The sequence below is a fragment of the Mycolicibacterium vulneris genome (assembly GCF_002104765.1).
GTDB lineage: Bacteria > Actinomycetota > Actinomycetes > Mycobacteriales > Mycobacteriaceae > Mycobacterium > Mycobacterium vulneris.
On the sequence record NZ_NCXM01000008.1, the window covers coordinates 139,566 to 160,649 of the forward strand.

Annotated in this window: 17 protein-coding genes; 7 read left to right on the plus strand and 10 right to left on the minus strand. The window is 69.0% G+C overall.

What is annotated here, in order from left to right:
* Positions 1-2 precede the first annotated feature (2 nt).
* From B8W69_RS09995 to B8W69_RS10005, 3 genes are all read right to left on the minus strand, one after another.
* Positions 3-2,126, minus strand: a complete 2,124-nt coding sequence (locus B8W69_RS09995; RefSeq protein WP_085289667.1) for an NAD-dependent epimerase/dehydratase family protein — start codon at positions 2,124-2,126, stop codon at positions 3-5.
* A gap of 113 nt (positions 2,127-2,239) precedes the next feature.
* Positions 2,240-3,724, minus strand: coding sequence for an acetyl-CoA acetyltransferase (locus B8W69_RS10000; protein WP_085289668.1), 1,485 nt, complete (start codon positions 3,722-3,724; stop codon positions 2,240-2,242).
* Positions 3,725-3,743: 19 nt separating this feature from the next.
* The gene (locus B8W69_RS10005) at positions 3,744-6,152 is read right to left on the minus strand and encodes a CaiB/BaiF CoA-transferase family protein (RefSeq protein WP_085289669.1); all 2,409 of its coding nucleotides are present in this window, start codon (positions 6,150-6,152) and stop codon (positions 3,744-3,746) included.
* 208 nt (positions 6,153-6,360) lie between these two features.
* Here B8W69_RS10005 and B8W69_RS10010 point away from each other — a divergent pair, with 208 nt between their 5' ends.
* The 4 genes from B8W69_RS10010 (at position 6,361) to B8W69_RS10025 (ending at position 11,492) form a co-directional block, all read left to right on the plus strand.
* Positions 6,361-7,278, plus strand: a complete 918-nt coding sequence (locus tag B8W69_RS10010; protein WP_085289670.1) for an undecaprenyl-diphosphate phosphatase — start codon at positions 6,361-6,363, stop codon at positions 7,276-7,278.
* Positions 7,279-7,383: 105 nt separating this feature from the next.
* Entirely contained in the window at positions 7,384-8,244 is an 861-nt protein-coding gene (locus tag B8W69_RS10015; protein WP_085289671.1) for an SDR family oxidoreductase, read from the plus strand.
* 44 nt (positions 8,245-8,288) lie between these two features.
* The gene (locus tag B8W69_RS10020) at positions 8,289-10,685 is read left to right on the plus strand and encodes a phosphoketolase family protein (protein WP_085289672.1); all 2,397 of its coding nucleotides are present in this window, start codon (positions 8,289-8,291) and stop codon (positions 10,683-10,685) included.
* A gap of 45 nt (positions 10,686-10,730) precedes the next feature.
* A complete protein-coding gene (locus B8W69_RS10025; protein WP_085289673.1) occupies positions 10,731-11,492 on the plus strand; it encodes a CPBP family intramembrane glutamic endopeptidase in 762 nt (253 codons plus the stop codon).
* 7 nt (positions 11,493-11,499) lie between these two features.
* Here B8W69_RS10025 and B8W69_RS10030 read toward each other — a convergent pair whose 3' ends face one another.
* The 6 genes from B8W69_RS10030 to modA all read right to left on the minus strand — a co-directional run bounded on the left by B8W69_RS10030 (position 11,500) and on the right by modA (position 16,915).
* Positions 11,500-12,528 (minus strand): zinc-binding alcohol dehydrogenase family protein, encoded by a 1,029-nt coding sequence (locus tag B8W69_RS10030; protein WP_085289674.1) that lies wholly within the window; start codon positions 12,526-12,528, stop codon positions 11,500-11,502.
* A 47-nt stretch (positions 12,529-12,575) separates the two neighbouring features.
* Complete coding sequence (locus B8W69_RS10035; protein WP_085289675.1) at positions 12,576-12,878, minus strand: GlsB/YeaQ/YmgE family stress response membrane protein; 303 nt, start codon at positions 12,876-12,878, stop codon at positions 12,576-12,578.
* A 147-nt stretch (positions 12,879-13,025) separates the two neighbouring features.
* Positions 13,026-14,123 (minus strand): alanine and proline-rich secreted protein Apa, encoded by a 1,098-nt coding sequence (locus B8W69_RS10040; protein WP_085289676.1) that lies wholly within the window; start codon positions 14,121-14,123, stop codon positions 13,026-13,028.
* A 110-nt stretch (positions 14,124-14,233) separates the two neighbouring features.
* Entirely contained in the window at positions 14,234-15,337 is a 1,104-nt protein-coding gene (locus B8W69_RS10045) for a sulfate/molybdate ABC transporter ATP-binding protein (RefSeq protein ID WP_085289677.1), read from the minus strand.
* The gene (locus B8W69_RS10050) at positions 15,334-16,128 is read right to left on the minus strand and encodes an ABC transporter permease (RefSeq protein ID WP_110881880.1); all 795 of its coding nucleotides are present in this window, start codon (positions 16,126-16,128) and stop codon (positions 15,334-15,336) included. The genes B8W69_RS10045 and B8W69_RS10050 overlap by 4 nt, the downstream gene beginning before the upstream one ends.
* A gap of 7 nt (positions 16,129-16,135) precedes the next feature.
* Complete coding sequence (gene modA / locus B8W69_RS10055) at positions 16,136-16,915, minus strand: molybdate ABC transporter substrate-binding protein (RefSeq protein WP_085289678.1); 780 nt, start codon at positions 16,913-16,915, stop codon at positions 16,136-16,138.
* Positions 16,916-17,096: 181 nt separating this feature from the next.
* Between modA and B8W69_RS10060 the strand changes: the two genes are divergently transcribed.
* From B8W69_RS10060 to B8W69_RS10070, 3 genes are all read left to right on the plus strand, one after another.
* Positions 17,097-17,774 (plus strand): SDR family oxidoreductase, encoded by a 678-nt coding sequence (locus B8W69_RS10060; protein WP_085289679.1) that lies wholly within the window; start codon positions 17,097-17,099, stop codon positions 17,772-17,774.
* Positions 17,775-17,826: 52 nt separating this feature from the next.
* Positions 17,827-18,744, plus strand: coding sequence for an LLM class F420-dependent oxidoreductase (locus tag B8W69_RS10065; protein ID WP_085289680.1), 918 nt, complete (start codon positions 17,827-17,829; stop codon positions 18,742-18,744).
* A 186-nt stretch (positions 18,745-18,930) separates the two neighbouring features.
* Positions 18,931-20,316, plus strand: a complete 1,386-nt coding sequence (locus tag B8W69_RS10070; RefSeq protein WP_085289681.1) for a type II NADH:quinone oxidoreductase Ndh — start codon at positions 18,931-18,933, stop codon at positions 20,314-20,316.
* A 69-nt stretch (positions 20,317-20,385) separates the two neighbouring features.
* Here the strand turns inward: B8W69_RS10070 and B8W69_RS10075 are convergent, their stop codons facing one another.
* Positions 20,386-20,808: a PaaI family thioesterase gene (locus B8W69_RS10075; protein WP_085289682.1), complete on the minus strand. Its 423-nt coding sequence runs from the start codon at positions 20,806-20,808 to the stop codon at positions 20,386-20,388.
* Between the last annotated feature and the right edge of the window lie 276 nt (positions 20,809-21,084).

Genomic DNA, 21,084 nt, shown 5'->3' on the forward strand with positions numbered 1-21,084 from the left:
CGTCAGCCGGCGGTGCGCTCGGGGTCGGGGCCGTCAGCGCTGGGCGGCAACGGGACCCAGGCCCCGTCGATGACGTCGGGTGGGCACTGCACCTGCAACCGTTCCCGCTCGGTGCGGCGGCGCTTGATTCGCAGTCGCGCATCGCCGGGCAGGGTGACCAATTCGTTGCAGGTCAGGTAGTACACGTCGTCGACATCGTCGATCAGATCGGCCTCGACTCGCAGGGAACTCAAGGCGCGCAGCGTCATTCGGAGTTCGTGGGTGAACCGCATCGTGGTGTCATGGGCCAGCTCCCGGGAGCCGCGGGCACCGGCGGGACGCTCGCCCGGCGTCGGCGACGGTGCTGGCACTGCGGCAGCGGCAGCGGCGGCGATGAGCAACATCGTCGGGTCGTCGGCGAACGTCGCGCTGGCCAGCTCGGCCTCGCCCGGGCCGCGGTGCCCGATCCGCGCGACGGCGGCATCCACGACGGCCGCGGTCTTCGGCGACAACGCGCGAATGCTCGCGAGGTTGCCCTCCTGGGCCAGCGCACACAACGGCGGGTCGGCCCGCAGTGCGGCCGCCAACCCGGCGATCTCCGCGGCGACGAGGCCACTGTCGGTGATCATGCCCATCCCCGGCACGCTGCGGTGCGGCTGGCTGCGTACCGGCGTCGCGGCGCTTACGCCGGCGTCGATCAGCCACAGCGCGTTGAGGATCCAGCCTTGATGGATGCGGTCGCGCAACAGCCGGAGGCGAACTTCCAGTGCCGCCTCCGGCAGCAGCGCGAGTTGGCCGGCATCGAGGTGCTCCGCGGTCGCCGCGGCGCCGTAGGCGCGGGTGTCGGCCCGCAGATGGCGCAGCAGGGCCACCGAGCGTCCCGCGGCCACCGCCTTGGCGACCGAGCCGAGCGCTCCGCTCGCCAAGGCCGGCTCACCGAACGGCAGTGGGTCCCCGACATGGGGCCGGCCGACCAGGGCGTCGCGGGCGACGGCCTCGTGGTCCCAACCGGGCAACTGGGTGGCGGCGACCAGGTTGACGGAGACCCCGACGTAGGGGCGGTGGCCGAACACCGCGATGGCCCTACTGCCCCACTCCTCGCCGACCGCGTCGCCCAGCGCAAGCGCCTGACCCAGCACTCGGCTCGCGGCGCGCAGCCCGCTCAGCTGGACGTCGAGCGTTATCGGTGTGAGCGGTCCGGGCAGCGCCTGGTTGAGGGCGGAGCTGCTGAAGACCGGGAATCGCGGATCGATCTGGTCGTCGAACTCACCCTCGATGCCTTCCGGTGCCGCGCTGTGCGCGTCGTCGGCCGGCCGCCGGGAGTGTGCCAGCACCTCGACCGGGAGCGCGAGCCGTCCGCCGTGGTTGATCGCGCCGGCGCCATCGAGTCGGCGGCCCACGAGTCCCCGCGCGGTGTCGGCGACCGCGTCGAGCGCGTGCCAGCCGAACTTGAACGACCAATCCTCTTGCGCCGCCGAAGCATTCATTTCCGGAATCAGTTGCGACCAGCTGCGCACCCGGTGCAGCCGGGACCGCGGATCGGTGGCTCGCAACACCCGCCACGCAGTGATCAGATTGACGGTGTCCGGGCTGGCGAGATCCACCACACCGGTGCGGTCGGTGTTGAGCGCCAGCACCAGAAAACGCGTCAGGTCGTCGAGGTGCAGCACGCGCATGGGCTGGGCCGAGACCTTGGCGCGCAGCAGGGTGGCCACGGTACGGCACACCATCCAGTCGAGCTGGCGACCGACGGGTGGTGCGATGCGGACGATCACCGTGGGGCCCCAGCTCGAGGACACCAGGTCCTCGGCCAGCCGGTACAGCTCGGGCCGGCCGGCGGCCTGCGACACGAACAGCAGCCGGGAGCCGGCGCGGGCGGCCGCATCGGTCACCCGCGCGAGGCCGTCCATGTCCGCGCTGCCGGAAACGGACGGGTCGATGGGAGCCAGGTGGATCACCGCGTCCGCCTCGTCGGCCAGCTCCCGCAGGACCCGGTCGCGTAGCGGAGCGCAAACGAACTCGACGTTGCGGTCCAGGCACGGATGGGGAAGCTCAGCAATGCCGGTGACCATGTGCCCGGCAGCGATCAGCTGCCCAGCGACCAGCCGCCCGAGTGCGCCGGTGGCGTCGGTAACCAGGATGTGCACCTGGGCTCACCTCCCCCAACCCTCAGCACTCAACAATAGGCAGGTAGGCACGGGCTACGCGACCGTTTGGCCGGTAACGGTTCGGTGACCTGCCGTGATGCCGTACGCCAGGACTACCGCAGCGTCGCGCTGCCGTCCGCGGCGACGGCAACCTTGGCGCCACCGATATCTTCACGCACCGATGCCTGCGCCGCGGCGCGATCGGTGACCACGGCCAGCGCGCGCGACCCGTCGGCCGTACGCACGGCCAGAAAGGCCTTCTCGGGCTGGCCGTCGCGGTCGAACGGCGTCGTCCAGGCCTCGACCGTGCCGACGCCTTCCCACTCCACCACAGCGTCAGTCGTCGGCTTCCGATCGACGGCCGGTTGCGTGTCTTCCCAACGGAATTCGGCCGGCGGCTCGGTGCTGTAAACCCCGAAGCTGTGTTTGGTCAGGTAGCCGCCGTTGGCGGTGATCAGGCCGCGGCGGCCCGGATTGGCAACCAGCAACTCCGCCATGGTGGCAATCGAATGCATCACGTAGTTGCTCCACGGTCCGCCCGCGAACGTCAGCCCACCGGTGACCGTCAGCGGCCGGGCGGGATCGTCGGTGCTCAACCCGAGCTCGGCCGCGGCCACCTGAACCGCGGAGGGAAAGCACGAGTACAGGTCGACGTAATCGATGTCGTCGATGCCAAGGCCGGCCAGCTCCAGCGCCCGCGCACCGGCGATCCGGATCGCTGTCGACCGGTGCAGTTCGTGGCGCTCGGCGATGGACGCGGTGTCGTGGGCGTCGGTGCCCGCGTGCGGGTACACCCAGCGCTCGGCCGGGATCTTCAGCCGGGTCGCCTCCCCGACCGACGTCAGGACCAGGGCCGCGCCCTGGTCGACCATGTTGTTCGAGTTCATCAGCTTGGTGTAGGGCCAACTGATCATGCGGTTCTGCGGGCCCGCCTGGCTGATGTCGTCGGCGGTCGACGGTTTGCGGATCCAGGCGTTCGGGTTGTCCACCGCCACGGCGTTGAACCGTGCCCACAGCGCCCCGATGCGTTTGAGGTGATCGTCGATCGACTCGCCGTTCGCAATCCGAAGCGCCTCCTCAAACATCGGGTAGACGTAGGCTGGCCGGTCGAGGGAGATTCTGATCTCGGCCTCACCGGCCATCGCGACGTCGTCACCGCTGATCTCGGCCATCGGGACCGAGTGGTCCTGCTCGGTCCACACCAGCTTGCCGCCCTTGGCCCGCAGTCCCCGCCTGGTGCGCCAGGTTTCGGCGCCGGCCAGCAGCACGACCTTGGCGTGGCCGCGCTGGATATCCAGGCAGGCCTGGTTGACCAGCGACTGCGGCACGTTGCCGCCGACGGGGCTGTACAGCGTGCGGAAATCGGACGCGCCGATTCGCTGGCCGAGCAACAGGCCCGGGTCGCGGTACTGGGCCGACAGGATATTCACGATGCGGATCGAATCGACGGCCTCGATCACCGCGGCATCGGCGGCCTGCCGGGCCGCGGCCACCATCAGGTCCATCGGCTCGACCGAGCGGGTTTCCGGATCGAGCTCGTCGCGATGGTTGACCTGGCCGAAGCCGATCAACACCGGGGTCCTGGGGTCGACGCTCATGGGAACGAATTTAGCGTGGCTATGGATCCGCGTCGTCGGGCGGGACGGACAGGACGCCGTCGTCGATCAGCCGCTGGATGTCCGCGGGGTTCATTCCCAGCACGCTTCGGCAGATCTCGACGTTGTCCTGGCCGGGCAGCGGCGCCGGGGCCTGCCGGGCCGCCGGGATGTGGCGGTAGGGCGCCGGGCCCGTCTCGGCCGGCAACGGGCTGTCGATCAGCGGATGCGTCATGGGGCTGTATACGTTTCGCGCGATCAGCTGTGGGTCCTCGAGCACGTCCGGCGGGCGGTTCATCGGGCCGGCGGGCACCCCGGCCGACTGCAGCAGCTCGGCCGCCCGCAGCGGCGTGCGCGTGCGGGTCCAGCCGGAGACCAGCTCCACCAGCTCGTCGCGATGGTTCAGCCGCGCCTCGCCGGTGGCGAAGCGCGGATCGTCGGCCCACCCGGCATGGTCGAATACCCAAGCGGCGCGGCGCCATTCGTCGTCAGAACGGATCGAGATGACGCACCATTCGTCGTCGCCCGCGCAGGGGTAGACCGCATGCAGGCAAGTGTCCTCGCGGATCTGCGCGACACCCGCGGCCAGCGCGGCCTGGGTGACATACAGCGTGTCGAGCTGGTTGACCACGACTTCGGCCTGCGAGATGTGCACGTGTGCTCCCCGGCCGGCCCGGTTGCGGTGGATCAGCGCGGCCAGCGCGCCGATCGCCGTGACCCGCCCCACCACGTGGTCGGGAAAGACCGTCGTCGCGTCGTAAAACCCGTGCCTGCCCGTGTCGGCCTCGCCCTGCGCGCCGTCGGACGTCCAAAGCCGGGTGACCCCGGTGGTGGCGCGGACCAGCGGGCCGTAGCCCAATCGGGCGCTCCACGGACCCGTGTCGCCGAACGCGCTGCTTTCGGCCAGCACGATCCGCGGGTTGACGGCGCGCAGCTGATCGTAGGAAAAGCCCAGTGCCGTAAGGGTTCCCGGCTTGAAGTTGGCGAACACCGCGTCGGCCTCGGCCACCAGGCGGCCGAAGATCTTCTTGCCCTCGGCGCTGCGCAGGTCCAGTCCCAGTCCCCGGTTGTTGCGATGCGTCCAGGCGAACGACTCACTCATGGCGTCGCCGACCCGGGCCTGCCGCAATCCATCCGGGTAATCGACGCTTTCGACCTTGATGACATCGGCACCGAGGTCGGCGAACAACCGGCTCAGCTCACCACCGGCGACGATGATGCCCAGATCGAGGATCCGCAGCCCGGCAAAGGGATAGTCGCCGAGTCGGCCCGAGGACGACGGCACCACCGACGGATTGCCCCGCCAATACGGTTCGTCGTGGCCCGCGGCCGGCACCGGCGTGCGAAAACCCGCGCGCCTGCCGTCGACGACGAAATATCCGGTCGGCACGCTGGTGCGCACGCCGGGGACGAGTTCGGCGTCGGTGATGGCGCCCACCGCCTGAAAGTGTTCGGACCCCAGGATCTGTGCGGGCGTCAGCACCGCGGCGATCGGCACCCCGTTCGCCTGGCCGGCGGCCACCAGATCCTTCCTGGTCTGCCCGGCGAACAACTCCCGAATCAGCTCGCTGATCTGCGGCCAGGCCGCGAACCGCGCACCGATCGCGTCGTATTTCGGGTCCTGGAACTCCTCCGGTTCCCCCAGCCAGCGCCGCAGGCCCCGCCACTGCCGCGGCGCCATCACGCACAGCCGGACGTATCCGTCCTGGCACGGGTAGATCGGGTAGGCGTCCTGGTTCTTCGGCCGCCCCCGCCACCGCCCGCTGCGACGGACCCCGGCGGCGGCCTGACCGTGCGCGCCGAAGGCGGGATCGAGGGCCATGACGACGGCGTCGAACCAGGAGAAGTCGATGTAATCGCCTGTGCCGCAGCGTAATCGATTGTAATATGCCGCGAGCGCGGCCCACGCGGCCTGAACTGCGGCGGTCGCCGACGCGATACCGTCTGGCGGCAGCACGGGGGTGCCGGTGGTGGGACCGGAGCGCGACAACGCGCCACACATCGCGTACAACACCGGATCGGTGGCACGCCAGGACGACCGCGGACCCGTCGCACCGAAGTCGGTGATCGACAGCACCACCAGGTGCGGGTAGCGGCCCGCCAGCTCCTCGCCCGAGGTCCCGAACATGGCTCCGCGTTCGTCGGCGCCGGTGTCCACGACGATGTCGGCCTCGGCGGCCAGGTCCAGGAAGCGGTCGCAGTCGTCGTCGTCGAACGGGTCGAGCACCGCGCTGCGCTTGTTCGCGTTGTGCACCGCGAACGGAATACTGACTCCGCGCAGCGTGGGCAGCGCATCGCGTCCCAGACAACTGCCCGGCGGTTCCACCTTGAGGACGTCGGCGCCCAGGTCGGCGAACAGTCGGGTGACCGCGTCCGCGACGCCGCTCGACAAGTCGAGGACGCGCACGGCATCGAGCAACCCGTCGGCCATCTGGACACCGTACCTGCCTGGTCAGGCCGCTGCGCGGCGGGCGTTCCCGGTAGCGATCGTCCACCGAGGCGGCCAAAGTGCCGGGCGGGCAAGCTGATTCGGCGGGCGTGCCGTCGGCTGCGGCGCAAGGTTCAGCCGACGGTCGGCGTCGGCTATCGTCACAGGCCGATCCGCCCGACCCTGTCCGTCGTCTCATGGAGGCATCACTATGACCGCGCACCTGAGCTACGTGGAGGCCGTGGTGGTCGGCGCGTTCCAAGGCGTCACCGAGCTGTTCCCGGTCTCCAGCCTGGGGCACGCGGTGCTGGTGCCGGCGCTGGTCGGCGGGCGATGGGCCCAAGACCTCAGCGTGTCCGCCCCCAAGTCGCCGTACCTCGCGTTCATCGTGGGCCTGCATGTGGCCACCGCCGCCGCCCTGCTGGTGTTTTTCTGGCGCGACTGGGTGCGCATCCTGACGGGGTTCTTCACCTCGCTGCGCCATCGGCGGATTCAGACGCCCGACGAACGGCTCGCCTGGCTGATCGTGGCGGGCACCATCCCGGTGGGCCTGGCCGGCCTCTTGCTGGAACAGCTGTTCCGCACCACACTCGGCAAGCCCGTCCCCGCGGCGGCCTTCCTGTTGCTGAACGGCATCGCCCTGTATGCGGGCGAGGTGCTGCGCCGGCGCATCGCGCCCGCACCGGATGGGGCCGCGATGGCCGGCGGGGAACCCGAACACGGCGACGAGGCCTCCGACCACCGGCTCGCCCAACTCCCCCTGCCCCGCGGCGTGGTGATCGGTGCGGCGCAAATCCTCGCGTTGCTGCCCGGCATCAGCCGTTCGGGGATCACCATCGTGGCCGGACTGTGGCGCGGCTTGTCGCACGAAGACGCCGCCCGGTTCTCCTTTTTGCTTGCGACCCCGATCATCCTGGCGGCGGGCGTGTACAAGATCCCGGAACTCTTCGGGCCGCTCGGCGCCGGAATCGGCGGTCAGGTGCTGGCCGGCAGCGTCGCCTCCTTCGTGTGCGCCTATCTCGCGGTGCGTTTTCTGACACGGTATTTCGAGACCCGCACGCTGACGCCGTTCGCGATCTACTGCGCCCTGGCCGGTGGCGCCAGCCTGGTCTGGTTCGCCCTGAGCTGAGCCGGCAGGCGCCGGTCACCGGGGATTGTTGCGCCGGGCGACTTCGAGTGCTGTGCTTAGCCCGTTGTCTAGTTGACACCCGTCAAGAAACTGGAGGGGGCCGGAATGGCAGACACGGATTCGATTGGCCTGAAGCTCCAAGGCAAGGTCCGCGGCAAGGTCGTCGTGATCACCGGAGGCGCCCGGGGCATCGGGCTGGCCACCGCCACCGCGCTGCACAATCTAGGCGCCAAGGTCGCCATTGGCGACGTCGACGAGGTGCGGGTGAAGGAGTCGGGCGCCGACCTGGGCCTCGACGTCTACGGGAAGCTCGACGTCACCGATCCACACTCGTTCGCCGATTTCCTGGACGAGGTCGAGCGCCGGCTCGGCCCGATCGACGTGCTGATCAACAACGCCGGCATCATGCCCGTCGGCAAGATCGTCGACGAGCCGGACGCGGTCACCCGGCGGATCCTGGACATCAACGTCTACGGCGTGATCGTCGGCAGCAAACTGGCCGCCCGGCGCATGGCGCCGCGCGGCAAGGGGCACGTCATCAACGTCGCCTCGCTGGCCGGCGAACTCAACATTGTCGGGCTGGCCACCTACTGCGCCAGCAAGCACGCGGTGATCGGATTCACCGACTCGGCCCGGCTGGAGTACCACGACGCCGGCGTGAAGTTCTCGCTGGTGTTGCCGACGTTCGTCAACACCGAGTTGGTCGCCGGAACTCCCGGCATGAAGGGGTTCCGCAATGCCGAACCCACCGAGATCGCCGACGCGATCGTCAACCTGGTGGCCCACCCCAAGCCGCGGGTGCGGATCACCAAGGCGGCGGGCGCAATGGTGGTGTCCCAGAAAATCTGGCCGCGCCGAATCGCCGAGGCGCTCAACCGGATGCTGGGCGGTGATCACGTCTTCACCGACGACGTCGACGTCGCCAAGCGCCGCGCGTACGAGGCCCGCGCCCGCGGCGAAGAGTAATCGCGCACGAGCATTGTTCACCGAAGGCGCGGACAATCAGGCGGGTGAGCCTAGACACCCGAACCTCCGCGCCCACCGAATCTCCGCTCTCCGACGACGAACTCGCTCTGCTCGACAAGTACTGGCGCGCCGCCAATTATCTGTCGGTCGGGCAGATCTACCTCCTGGACAACCCGCTGCTCACCGAGCCGCTGGCCACCGAGCACGTCAAACCGCGGTTGCTGGGGCACTGGGGCACGACGCCCGGGCTCAACCTCGTCTACGCCCACCTGAACCGGATAATCCGCAACCGCGACGCCGACGTCATCTACGTGACCGGGCCGGGTCACGGCGGCCCCGGGCTGGTCGCCAACGCCTACCTGGAAGGCACCTACAGCGAGGTGTACACCGGCATCGAGGAGGACGCCGAAGGGCTGCGCAAGCTGTTCCGGCAGTTCTCCTTCCCCGGCGGCATCCCCAGCCACGTCGCGGCGCAGACGCCGGGATCCATCCACGAGGGCGGTGAGCTCGGCTATGCGCTGGTGCACGCCTACGGCGCGGCCCTGGACAACCCTTACCTGGTGGTGGCCTGCGTCGTCGGCGACGGCGAGGCCGAAACCGGACCGCTGGCCGCCAGCTGGCACTCCAACAAATTCCTCAACCCGGTGACCGACGGCGCCGTGCTGCCGATCCTGGCGCTCAACGGCTACAAGATCGCCAACCCGACGGTGCTGGCCCGCATCCCGCACGACGAGCTGGAATCGTTGTTGCGCGGCTACGGCTACCGGCCGATCACGGTCGCCGGCGACGACCCGGCGGACGTGCACCGGCAACTGGCCGCCGCGCTCGACGATGCCTTCGACGACATCGCGGCCATCCAGAGCGCGGCCCGCGGCGGCGGTGAGGCGCAGCGACCGGTGTGGCCGATGATCGTGCTGCGCACGCCCAAGGGCTGGACCGGACCCAAGGTGGTGGACGGCAAGAAGGTCGAGGGCACCTGGCGCTCGCATCAGGTGCCGCTGTCCGAGACGCACGACAATCCCGAGCACCGCGCCCAGCTGGAGGACTGGCTGCGCAGTTATGCGCCCGAGCAGCTTTTCGACGACAACGGCAGGCTGCGTGACGAATTGCGGGCGCTGGCCCCCAAAGGTGATCGGCGGATGAGCGCCAACCCGCACGCCAACGGCGGGCTGTTGCTGCACGATCTGGACCTGCCGGACTTTCGCGACTACGCCGTGCCTGTCGAGCGGCCGGCGGCGGCCACGCACGAGGCCACCCGGGTGCTGGGCACCTTCCTGCGCGACGTGATCGCCCGCAATCGGGACCGGTTCCGGCTGATGGGACCCGACGAGACGGCCTCCAATCGGCTCGACGCCGTCTTCGGGTCGACCGACAAGGTGTGGCTCTCGGAGGTCGAACCCGACGACGAGCATTTGGCGCCCGACGGCCGCGTGATGGAGGTGCTCTCCGAGCACCTGTGCCAGGGCTGGCTGGAGGGCTATCTGCTGACCGGGCGGCATGGGCTGTTCAACTGCTACGAAGCGTTCGTGCACATCGTCGACTCGATGCTCAATCAGCACGCGAAATGGCTTGCGACCAGCCGGGAATTGCCGTGGCGCCGGCCGATCGCGTCGCTCAACTATCTGCTCAGCTCGCACGTCTGGCGTCAGGACCACAACGGCGCGTCCCATCAGGACCCCGGCTTCATCGACCTCGTCGCCAACAAGCGACCGGAGCTGACCCGCGTCTACCTGCCGCCGGACGGCAACACGCTGCTTTCGGTGGCCGATCATTGCCTGCGCAGCCGGGACTACATCAACGTCATCGTCGCCGGCAAGCAGCCCGCGCTGGCCTACCTCGACATGGACGAGGCCATCGCGCACTGCACCCGCGGCCTGGGCATCTGGCCGTGGGCGAGCACGGCCACCGAGGAGCCCGACGTGGTGCTGGCCTGCGCCGGCGACATCCCCACGCTGGAGACGCTGGCCGCCGCCGACATCCTGCGCCGCGAGCTGCCGGAGCTGGGCGTCCGGGTGATCAACATCGTCGACCTGATGCGGCTGCAGCCGGATTCCGAGCACCCGCACGGGCTGCCGGACCGCGAGTTCGACGCGCTGTTCACCCGCGACAAGCCGGTCATCTTCGCCTACCACGGCTATCCCTGGCTGATCCACCGGCTCACCTACAGCCGCACCAACCACGCCCACCTGCATGTGCGCGGCTTCAAGGAGCGCGGCACCACGACAACGCCATTCGACATGGTGATGCTGAACGACCTGGACCGCTTCCACCTGGTCATGGACGTCATCGACCGAGTGGACGGGCTGGCCAGTCGCGCCGCCATGCTGCGCCAGCGGATGGTCGACGCCCGCCTCGCCGCGCGGATGTACACCCGCGAGTACGGCGAGGACGACCCGAAGATCGCCGGCTGGAACTGGGAGTCGGACTGGACGGCCGAGTGACGCGAGTAACCCGGTCGGTCCCACCGGCGCCGGTAAACTGATCGGATGCTTGACGCCACCGGGACAGCCGACATTCGCCCCGCGGTGGCCCAGCTCTCGGCGCTGCACCGATTCCGGATCCACCTCGACATTGCCGTCGTCGTCGTGGTGCTGGTGCTGACCAACCTGATCGCGCACTTCACCACCCCGTGGGCGAGCATCGCCACCGTCCCGGCCGCGGCCGTCGGGCTGGTCATTTTGATGCGTTGGCGGGGCCTGGGCTGGGCGGACCTCGGCCTGGGCCGCGAGCACTGGAAGCCGGGCATGGGTTATGCGCTGGCCGCCGTGGTGATCGTCGCGTCGGTGATCGCGCTGGGTGTGCTGCTGCCGGAGACCCGGCCGCTGTTCATGAACAACCGCTACGCCACGATCTCCGGGGCGATGATCGCCTCGATGGTCGTCATCCCGCTGCAGACCGTCATCCCCGAGGAGCTGGCTTTCCGGGGCGTCCTGCACGGCGCGCTCAACCGGGCCTGGGGCTTTCGCGGCGTCGCGCTCGCGGGTTCGCTGCTGTTCGGGCTGTGGCATGTCGCCACGTCGCTCGGGCTGACCAGCAGCAACGTCGGCTTCACCCGGCTGTTCGGCGGCGGAATCGTGGGCATGATGGCCGGGGTGACCGGGGCCGTGCTGGCGACCGGGGCCGCCGGATTCGTTTTCAGCTGGCTGCGCCGGCGCAGCGGCAGCTTGATCGCACCCATCGCGTTGCACTGGTCATTGAACGGGCTCGGCGCGCTCGCCGCCGCGCTGGTGTGGCACCTGTCCACCTGATGCCGGATCAGACCAGCAGCACCGCCGCACCGGCGATGCGGCCCGCACTCAGATCCGCCAGCGCCCGATCCGCTTGCCCGAGCGGATATTCCGGCGTCGTCACCTCGATGTGGTGCTTACCCGCGAAGTCCAGGAAGGCCCGCGCGTCCGCCCGCGTGTTGGACGTGACCGATCGGACCTGGCGTTCCTGGAACAGGTGACGCTGGTAGTTCAGGGGCGGGATGTCGGACAGGTGAATCCCGGCGATCGCCAGGGTGCCGCCGCGGTCCAGCGCTTCCAGCGCGGGCAGCACCAGATCGCCCACCGGGGCAAACAAAATCGCGGCATCCAGCGGCACCGGGGGCGGGTCGGCCGCGCCCTGCGCCGACGCCGCGCCGAGTTTCAACGCCAGTTCCTGCGCCTCGGATCCGCGAGTCATCACATGCACCTCGGCGCCTTGCGCCAGCGCCACCTGCGCCGTGATGTGCGCGCTGCCGCCGAAGCCGTAGAGGCCAAGCCGGCCACCGGGCGGCAGCTCGGCGCGCTGTAGCGAGCGGTAGCCGATGATGCCCGCACACAACAAGGGGGCCAGTTCGCTGTCGCTGTAGCCGCTCGGCAAGGGGTGGGCGAAAGCGGCCGGGACCGTGGCGAATTCGGCGTAGCCGCCGTCGGCGTCCCAGCCGGTGTAGCGGGAATCGGGGCAGAGGTTCTCGTCGCCGCGGCGGCAGTAATCGCACACGCCGCAGGTGTGGCGCAGCCAGGCGATGCCCACCCGGTCCCCCACCCGGAACTCATCGCCGGCCTGCTCACCCATCTTGATGACCTCGCCGACCACCTCGTGACCGGGAATGACCCGGTCACGGTGCACGGGCAGGTCGCCTTCGGTGACGTGCAGGTCGGTGCGGCAGACGCCGCAGGCGCGCACCGCCACCAGCAGTTCGGAGGGGCCGGGGTGTGGCACCTCGGCGGTGACCTGCTCCAGCGGGCTGGTGTTCATCGGCCCGGGCCGACGCACGCGCCAAGCGCGCATTGCCGTGGTGGTCACCGGTGGAGGCATCAATCCATCATGCCGCTAACCACCACGGCCGCAACGGGTTAAGCCGGTTACGTCCTCCTGCGCACCATTCCGACGACCCAAAGCAGAAGGAGGGCTCCGAGCAGCGCCGTGAAGAAGGTGAAGATAATGCCACCACCCGCGGTGTTGACGAAGAAGCTCAGGATGAAGCCGCCGATCAGCGCGCCGACAATTCCGATGACGATGTCCATCAGGATGCCGGCACCGCTGCCCCTGATGATCCGGCTGGCGATCGCGCCTGCCAGACCGCCGATGATGATGTAGCCGATCCAGCCGACGCTGGTCAGCGTCGAGGAGCGGGCCAGATATTCGGTAGCTGCCATGACGGTCATGAAAGTCTCCTTGCAATCGCTGGCAAAGCCCAGCTATTTGCTGGGCCGTCACTTCGGTATACCCAGTTTGGGTCACGAAATGAGTGCCGAAATGGAGACGGTTGACCAGTCGGTTTCAGGTCCGAGCGTGCCGGTCGAGCGGCGCGGTCAGGCCGAGAACGTCTGCTGCGGTGTGGGTGTGGGCGACGGGCTGACCTCGGAGGAGGCCGGCGCGCCACCGGGAACCGGCGCGGGCGCCCCGGGCGCCGGTGCCGGCGCGGCTGGAGCCGCGGGCGCCGGTGCAGGCGCGGCCGGAGCCGCGGGCGCCGGTGCCGGCGCGCCGGGAGCCGGCGCTGTGCCCGGTGCGCCCGGCGCCGCGGGGGCTCCTGGAGCCGCCGGCGGGGCCGCGGGGGGTGTCCACGCCTGGATCGACTCAGTGAGCGCCTTGGCCGCGCCCCGGTCCACCGGGTCGTTCGAGGTTCCGAGCCACACGACGAACCAGCGTTGGGCGGTCCCGCCGTTGGCGGAACCGATGACGCCCGTCCAGATCTGGCCGTTGGGCTTGGACGCATCGCTGAACTTGACTTCGTAGTACGACGCGCTGCCGGTGCTTCCGTTGCTCCCATTGAGCGGGGTGGTGTCCTGGTTGATCCGGGTGCCGGGATAGGGCATGAAGAACTCACCCATGTCCGAGCCCAACCGCACCGCCGCCTTGGCGTTATTGGCTTCCGCACTGGCATAGAGCTTTTGGTCCAGGCGGCCCATCACGATGCGGGTGTCGTTGGCGACCGCTGGCGGCTGGTCAGGCATCGGCGGAGGGCCGGTGACCTTGCTCAGCAGCGCCGATCCGTAGTCGAGGTGCGACGCGTCCGACTCCACCCAGCCGGCCGGCAGGACGTAGCTGAATCCCCCGACCGCGTTAGTGATCCGCCCGGCGTTCGGGTCAGCCGGCGGTGGCGGCGGCGCATTCGGGTCGACGGGGGGCGGCGGTGCCCCGTTCGGGTTGGCAGGCGGTGGTGGGACCGCATTGGGATCACCCGGTGCCGGTTGCCCATTGGGCGCCTGGGCCGCGGGTGGCGCGTTGGTCGCCGGCGCCCCCGGTGGGGCCGCGGCCGTGGTCGGCGGGACCGGGGTCGGCACCTCGGGATCGGCGCTGGAAGTCGCCGGCAACGCGATGGCGACTGCGCTGGCACCGGTCACCGTGGTGAGCGCCAGCGTCGTCCACAGTCCTTTGCGACGGGTCGAGGTCGGTTCCACCTGCTCCATGGCGACGAACCTACCGTGTTACCGCTGTGACGCAAGGATGCATTGCGGACTAATGCGGTGCGGATTTACCGATGTTGCCAATGTGCAATCTTTCGGGCGCAAGACGCCGCTCACCGCGCGGCGGGATACAGCGCCACCTCGTGGGCCTTGACCGAGAACCACACTCGATCCCCCGGCACCAATTGCAGCTCGGATGCGGCGTCGACGGTGATCTCCGCGGCGATTCCCGGTCCACCGTCGGGCTGCTGGACGGCGCGGACCCACACGGCCGCCCCACGGACATCCATCTCGGCCACGGTGACCTCAACGGTGTTGCGGGGGCTGCCGTGCGGGCGATCGCGATACACGGCCACGGCCGTGGGCGGGAATACCGCGATCGCATGCTGGTCCGGCGCGATCGGTTCGCCGCTCTCCGGTGGGGCCGCATGCCAGCGGTCGCCGGATGCCGCGCGCAGCGAGCCATCACGGTCGACGGTTCCGTTCACCAGGTTGATGCCCGCGATGCGGGCCGCGAAATGACTGCGGGGTGCGGTGAGAACCTTGGGCACCGGGCCGATTTCGGCGATCGTGCCGGATTCCAACACCAGGACGCGATCGGCCAGGGTGAACACGTCCAGCAGGTCGTGGGTGACCAGGATCGCCGCGCAGCCGGTGCGGGTGATGACCTTGCGCAACACCGCCCGGATCGCCGCGGCCGCGGCGACGTCGAGCCCGGCCAGCGGTTCGTCGAGCAGCAACACGTCGGGTTCGGCCGCCAGCGCCCGGGCGATCGCGACCCGCTGGGCCTGCCCGCCGGACAGCTGTCGCGGTTTCCGGTCGGCGAAGCGTTCGGCATCCACCTCGCGCAGCCAGCGCAGAGCGGTCGCCGCCCGGGCGGCGCGGGCCGGGCGCCACCTCGCGCGCCGACTGTGCGGTCCGAAAGCGACATTGGCGGCAACGCTCATGTGCGGGAACAGCAACGCGTCCTGCAGCAGCAGCCCGACCCGGCGGTCGTGCGTCGCCACATTTATCCCGGCCGAGGTGTCGGTCAAGACCCGGTCCCCCAGCCGTACCACCCCGTCGTCCGGACGAAGGAGCCCCGCGATGACATGCAGGACGGTGGATTTGCCCGCGCCGTTGGGGCCGAGCACCGCGAGCACCTCACCCGCGGACACGGAGAACTCCACGTCCACATGGCGATCCGCGACGGCCGCGCGCAGCTGCAATTCGCTCATGCCTGCCCGGTTCCGGTCAGCCGGCGAGTGCCCAGGCCCAAGACCACCAGGGCCGCCACCACCACCAACAGGATCGACAGCGCCACAGCGGCATTGGCGTCGGTCACGCGTTGCAGATAGATCTCCAGCGGCAGCGTGCGCGTCACCCCCTGGCGGGATCCGGCAAACGTCAGCGTGGCGCCGAATTCGCCCAGCGAGCGCGCGAAGGCCAGCACCGCCCCCGACACGACACCCGGCAACAGCAGCGGCAGGGTCACGCGCCACCAGACGACGTTCGGGCGCGCCCCCAGCGTCGCGGCCACCAGCTCGAAGTCGGCCCCGGCGGTGCGCGCGGCGCCCTCCAGGGAAATCACCAGAAACGGCAGTGAGACGAAGGTCTGGGCCAGCACCACGGCGGTGGTGCTGAACGCGATGCTGACACCGGCGGCTTCCAGGTACCGGCCGAGCAGCCCGAGCCGGCCGAACGCGTACAGCAACGCGATTCCGCCCACCACGGGCGGCAGCACCAGTGGCAGCAGGATCAGCGGCCGCAGCAACCGGATCACGCGCGCAGTGCTGCGCGCCAGCACCAGCGCCATCGGCACCCCGAGCGCGAGGCACAGCACCGTGCTGGCGGACGCGGTCTTCAGGCTCAGCAACAACGCCGTCCGCGACGACGAGCTGCTGATCAGCGACCCGAAATGCGGCCAGTCGACCTTGACCGCGATGGCCAGCAACGGCAGCACCACGAAAATGGTGCCCACCGCAGCGGGGACATACACCCAGCGGGGCAGATCCGTCGGCCGGTGCACGGCGCCGTCAGGGTTTCGCGAAGCCGGCCTGGGCCAGGATCTGCTGCCCGGTCGGCGAGGTCACCAGGCCGACGAACTTCTGCGCCTGCGCGGCCAGCGGCGCCTTCTTCAGCACACCGATGGGATAGACGTTCACCGCGCTCGCGGCCTCCGGGAAGTTCACGGTCGCGACCTTGCCGCCGGCCGACTTAGCGTCGGTGACGTAGACCAGCGCGGCGTCGGCCTGGCCGCTGGTGACCTTGTTGAGGGCGTCGGTCACGCTGAGTTCCTCGCTGACCGGGTTGAGGCGCACCCCGGTGCTGTCCTCGACGCGGTGGGTCGCCGCCCCGCACGGCACCGGCTGCTGGCAGGTCACTACGTCGAGGCCGGGCCGAGCCAGGTCGGCGAAGGAACCGATCTTCTTCGGGTTGCCCGGCGCGGTGACGATGACCAGGGTGTTGGACGCGAAGTTCGTCGGGTTGCCGTTCAGCAGGCCGGCCCTGCCGACGGTGTCCATTTGCGCGGTGTCGGCGGACGCGAAGACGTCGGCCGTCGCGCCCTGCGTCAGCTGCGTCGCCAGGTCGGAGGAGCCGGCGAACTCGAAGTCGACACCGACGCCCGGATCCTGGTCCTTGAACCGCTGGCTGATCTGGGTGAACGACGGCTTGAGCGACGCCGCGGCGAACACCATGACCTTGCCGCCGGATGTCGAGGAGGTCTGCGAAGAGGGCGACTTCGATCCGCACCCGATCAGGCCGGCCATCAGCACCGTCGAAACCACGGTGGCCAGGATCCCGATCCGACGCATGGATGCACCCTAGCCCGCCGATGATGCGGTCCGCTCGGTAGTTGAATCGCCGCAAGAAAGTGGCGGCCGAATAGTTACGCAAATGATCCGCGCGCCGCGCCGGCGAAAATTTCGCCGGCTAGCTACTGTCCAGTAACATATGTGGGACTGATGCCATAACGCGCGTGAACACGAGGAGGTCATGGCAGTGGAGGTGCTGGTTACCGGCGGAGACACGGACCTGGGGCGCACGGTGGCCGAGAGCTTCCGCGATGACGGCCACAAAGTGACCCTCGTGGGCGCAGCGAAGAGCGAACTCGAGATCGCCGCCAAGGAGCTCGAGGTCGAGGCGATCGTCTGCGACACCACCGACCCGGCCAGCCTCGAAGAGGCCCGTCCCCTCTTCCCGCACCATCTGGACACCATCGTCAACGTGCCGGCCCCCACCTGGGACGCCCGCGACCCGCGCACCTATTCGATCGCCGACACGGCCGGCGCCTGGCGCAATGCCCTTGACGCGACGGTGCTTTCGGCAGTGTTGACCGTGCAGGCCGTGGGTGACCACCTGCGTTCGGGCGGCTCCATCATCAGCCTGGTGCCCGAGAACCCGCCGGCGGGCAGCGCCGACGCCGCCATCAAGGCCACGCTGTCGAACTGGACCGCCGGGCAGGCGGGCATTTTCGGTACCCGCGGAATCACGGTCAACGTGGTGGCGAGTGGGCGCAGCGCCGAGGCCGGCTATGACGGGCTATCCCGCACCCCGGCGCCGGCGGCCGCGGAGGCCGCCCGGCTGGCGTTGTTCCTGACCACTTCGGCGGCGCGCCACATCACTGGCCAGACGCTGCACGTGAGTCACGGCGCGCTGGCTCGTTTCGCCTGAGGCGTAGCGCACACCCTTCTCCCGGGCCGGGCCGATCGCTACGGTAAATCCCGTGGCTATTCGACTCGGTCTGCAGATTCCCAACTTCTCCTACGGCACCGGGGTTGAGCAACTCTTCCCCACCGTCATCGCGCAGGCCCGCGAGGCCGAATCCGCCGGATTCGATTCGGTTTTCGTGATGGACCACTTCTACCAACTACCGATGTTGGGATCGCCGGATCAGCCGATGCTGGAGGCCTACACCGCCCTGGGGGCGCTGGCGACCGCGACCGAGCGGGTGCAGCTGGGCACCTTGGTGACCGGCAATTCGTACCGCAACCCGAGTCTGCTCGCGAAGACCATCACCACGCTCGACGTGGTGAGCCAGGGCCGGGCGATCCTGGGGATCGGCACCGGCTGGTTCCAGCTCGAGCACGATCAGCTCGGCTTCGAATTCGGCACCTTCACCGACAGATTCAACCGGCTCGACGAGGCCCTGCAGATCATCCTGCCGATGATCAAGGGCGAACGGGCCACCTTCTCGGGCAAGTGGTACCAAACCAGCGAGGCGTTCGCCAATCCCCGCTTCCGGGACCACATTCCATTGATGATCGGCGGCAGCGGCGAGAAGAAGACGATCCCGCTCGCCGCACGGCATTTCGACCACCTCAACGTGATCGCGGGTTTCGACGAGCTGCCGCGCAAGCTGGATGCGGTGCGGCGGGCCTGCGACGAGGTGGGCCGCGACCCCGCCACTCTGGAAACCAGCACGCTGACCACGGTGCTGATCGACGAAAACGCGAGCCTCGACCAGATTCCGGCCGAGATGACGCAGCGCATGGTGGTCGGCGCGCCGGATTCGGTCGCCGATCAGATCAAGGCCAAGGTGATCGACGCGGGCATCGACGGCGTGATCATCAACCTGCCCTTCTACACACCCGGCGTCATCGAGGCGGCCGGCGCGGCGCTACGTCCGCTCGTGGGGCTCTAGGGATTTCGGCGCCGCGGCGGGCCCGCCAGTCGCACATGATGAGTATCACGTTCGGCGACCAGCAGTGATACTGGCGATGTGTTTGATTACACATGTTGCCAGTTAGGTTTGCGGGTATCCGCCTGACTAGCGTGGTGGCTAATTACAGTCGCGCGTCCAGAAGCCCCCGTCAGGAGCAGCGGAAACATGAGCCCCCAGCCAGGTACCACAGCTGGACCGGAGCACCGTCACCAGGTCGTCATTATCGGCTCCGGGTTCGGCGGACTGAACGCGGCAAAGAAACTCAGGCACGCCAACGTCGACATCAAACTGATCGCCCGAACGACGCATCACCTCTTCCAGCCGCTGCTCTACCAATTGGCGACCGGCATTGTCTCCGAAGGCGATATCGCGCCGCCCACCCGCGTCGTGCTGCGCAGGCAGCGCAACGTTCAGGTGCTGCTCGGCGACGTCACCCACATCGATTTGGAGGGCAAATTCGTGGTGTCCGACTTGCTCGGGCACACCTACGACACCCCCTACGACAGCTTGATCATCGCCGCCGGCGCCGGCCAGTCGTATTTCGGCAACGACCATTTCGCCGAATTCGCGCCCGGCATGAAGTCGATCGACGACGCCCTCGAGGTGCGTGGACGCATCCTCAGCGCGTTCGAACAGGCCGAGCGGTCTCGCGATCCGGAACGGCGGGCCAAGTTGCTGACGTTCACGGTGATCGGGGCCGGCCCCACTGGTGTCGAAATGGCCGGGCAGATAGCGGAATTGGCGACCTACACGCTGAAGGGCTCCTTCCGCCACATCGACTCGACGAAGGCGCGGGTGATCCTGCTCGATGCCGCGCCCGCCGTGCTGCCGCCGTTCGGCGACAAGCTCGGTCAGCGTGCGGCGGCCCGGCTGGAGAAAATGGGCGTCGAGATCCAGCTGGGTGCGATGGTCACCGACGTCGACCGCAACGGCATCACCGTGAAGGATTCTGACGGCACCATCCGACGCATCGAGTCGGCCTGCAAGGTGTGGTCCGCCGGGGTGTCAGCCAGCCCGCTGGGCCGCGACCTGGCCGACCAGTCGTCGGTCGAACTGGACCGGGCCGGCCGCGTCAAGGTGCTGCCCGACCTGTCGGTCCCCGGCCACCCGAACGTGTTCGTCATCGGCGACCTGGCCGCCGTCGAAGGCGTGCCGGGAGTGGCGCAGGGCGCGATTCAGGGCGCCAAGTACGTCGCGAGCACCATCAAGGCCGAACTCGGCGGCGCCAACCCGGCCGACCGGGAGCCGTTCCAGTACTTCGACAAGGGCTCCATGGCGACGGTGTCGCGATTCTCCGCGGTGGCCAAGATCGGCCCGGTCGAGTTCAGCGGCCTGTTCGCCTGGTTCGCCTGGCTGGTGCTGCACCTGGTCTATCTGGTCGGGTTCAAGACCAAGATCAGCACGCTGCTGTCCTGGACGGTGACGTTCCTGAGTACCCGCCGCGGCCAGCTGACCATCACCGAGCAGCAGGCGTTCGCCCGGACCCGGCTCGAGCAGTTGGCGGTGGCGGCCGCGGAGGCCAAGCGGCCGGCGGCCAGGCGGGCCAGCTAGCCGATCGGCGCTGGCGCCTCCGATGATGCTGCCGGACAACGCAATTCATCGCGGCCCAAGCGAAGCTGATCAGCCCTCGCGAATCTCGAGATTCTGCAGCCGCACCTGACCGCGGGCGACGACCCGGTCGTCGCTGTCGGTGATGGTGACCAACCACAGTTGCTGGCTTCGGCCGCGGTGGATCGGCTCCACGGTGCCGTACACCATGCCCGAGCCGATGGAGCGCAAAAAGTCGGTGTTGTTGTTGACGCCCACCACGTTTCCACCGCCGCGGGTGGCCAGCCACGTGTAGGCGGCCACGCTGGCCATGCTCTCGATCATCGAGCAGTAAACGCCACCGTGAACCAAACCCATCGGCTGCAGCAGCTTGGGTGTCACCTCCAGCTGGGCGCGGGCCCCGTCGGGGCTGAGTTCGGTGAATTGCAGCCCGATCTCGCGGTCGAAGGGTGCGGCGAAGTCCGGCGGGAGGATCGTTTTCTGCGGCTCTGGCACGTCAATGTGTCTACACCATGGCCTCGGCACGCCCTCGCGGCGGATTCCGGCCCGGAAAACGGCTGAGCCCCGCGCCTCGAAGGCGCGGGGCTCGCCGATCGAGTAGACCGGGGGTCGCTGCAGCCCTCAGGACTCTCACACGGTCCGTTATCGCTCGACTCGATCAGCATAGGCAAGGCTGCCCTAACTTTGCAAGGGTATGTTCGTCTTGTGCGCGGCGGGGGCGCGGTGGCCGTGATTTGTCAGCCTTTCGTACGACCGTCGGTAGTAAGCCGG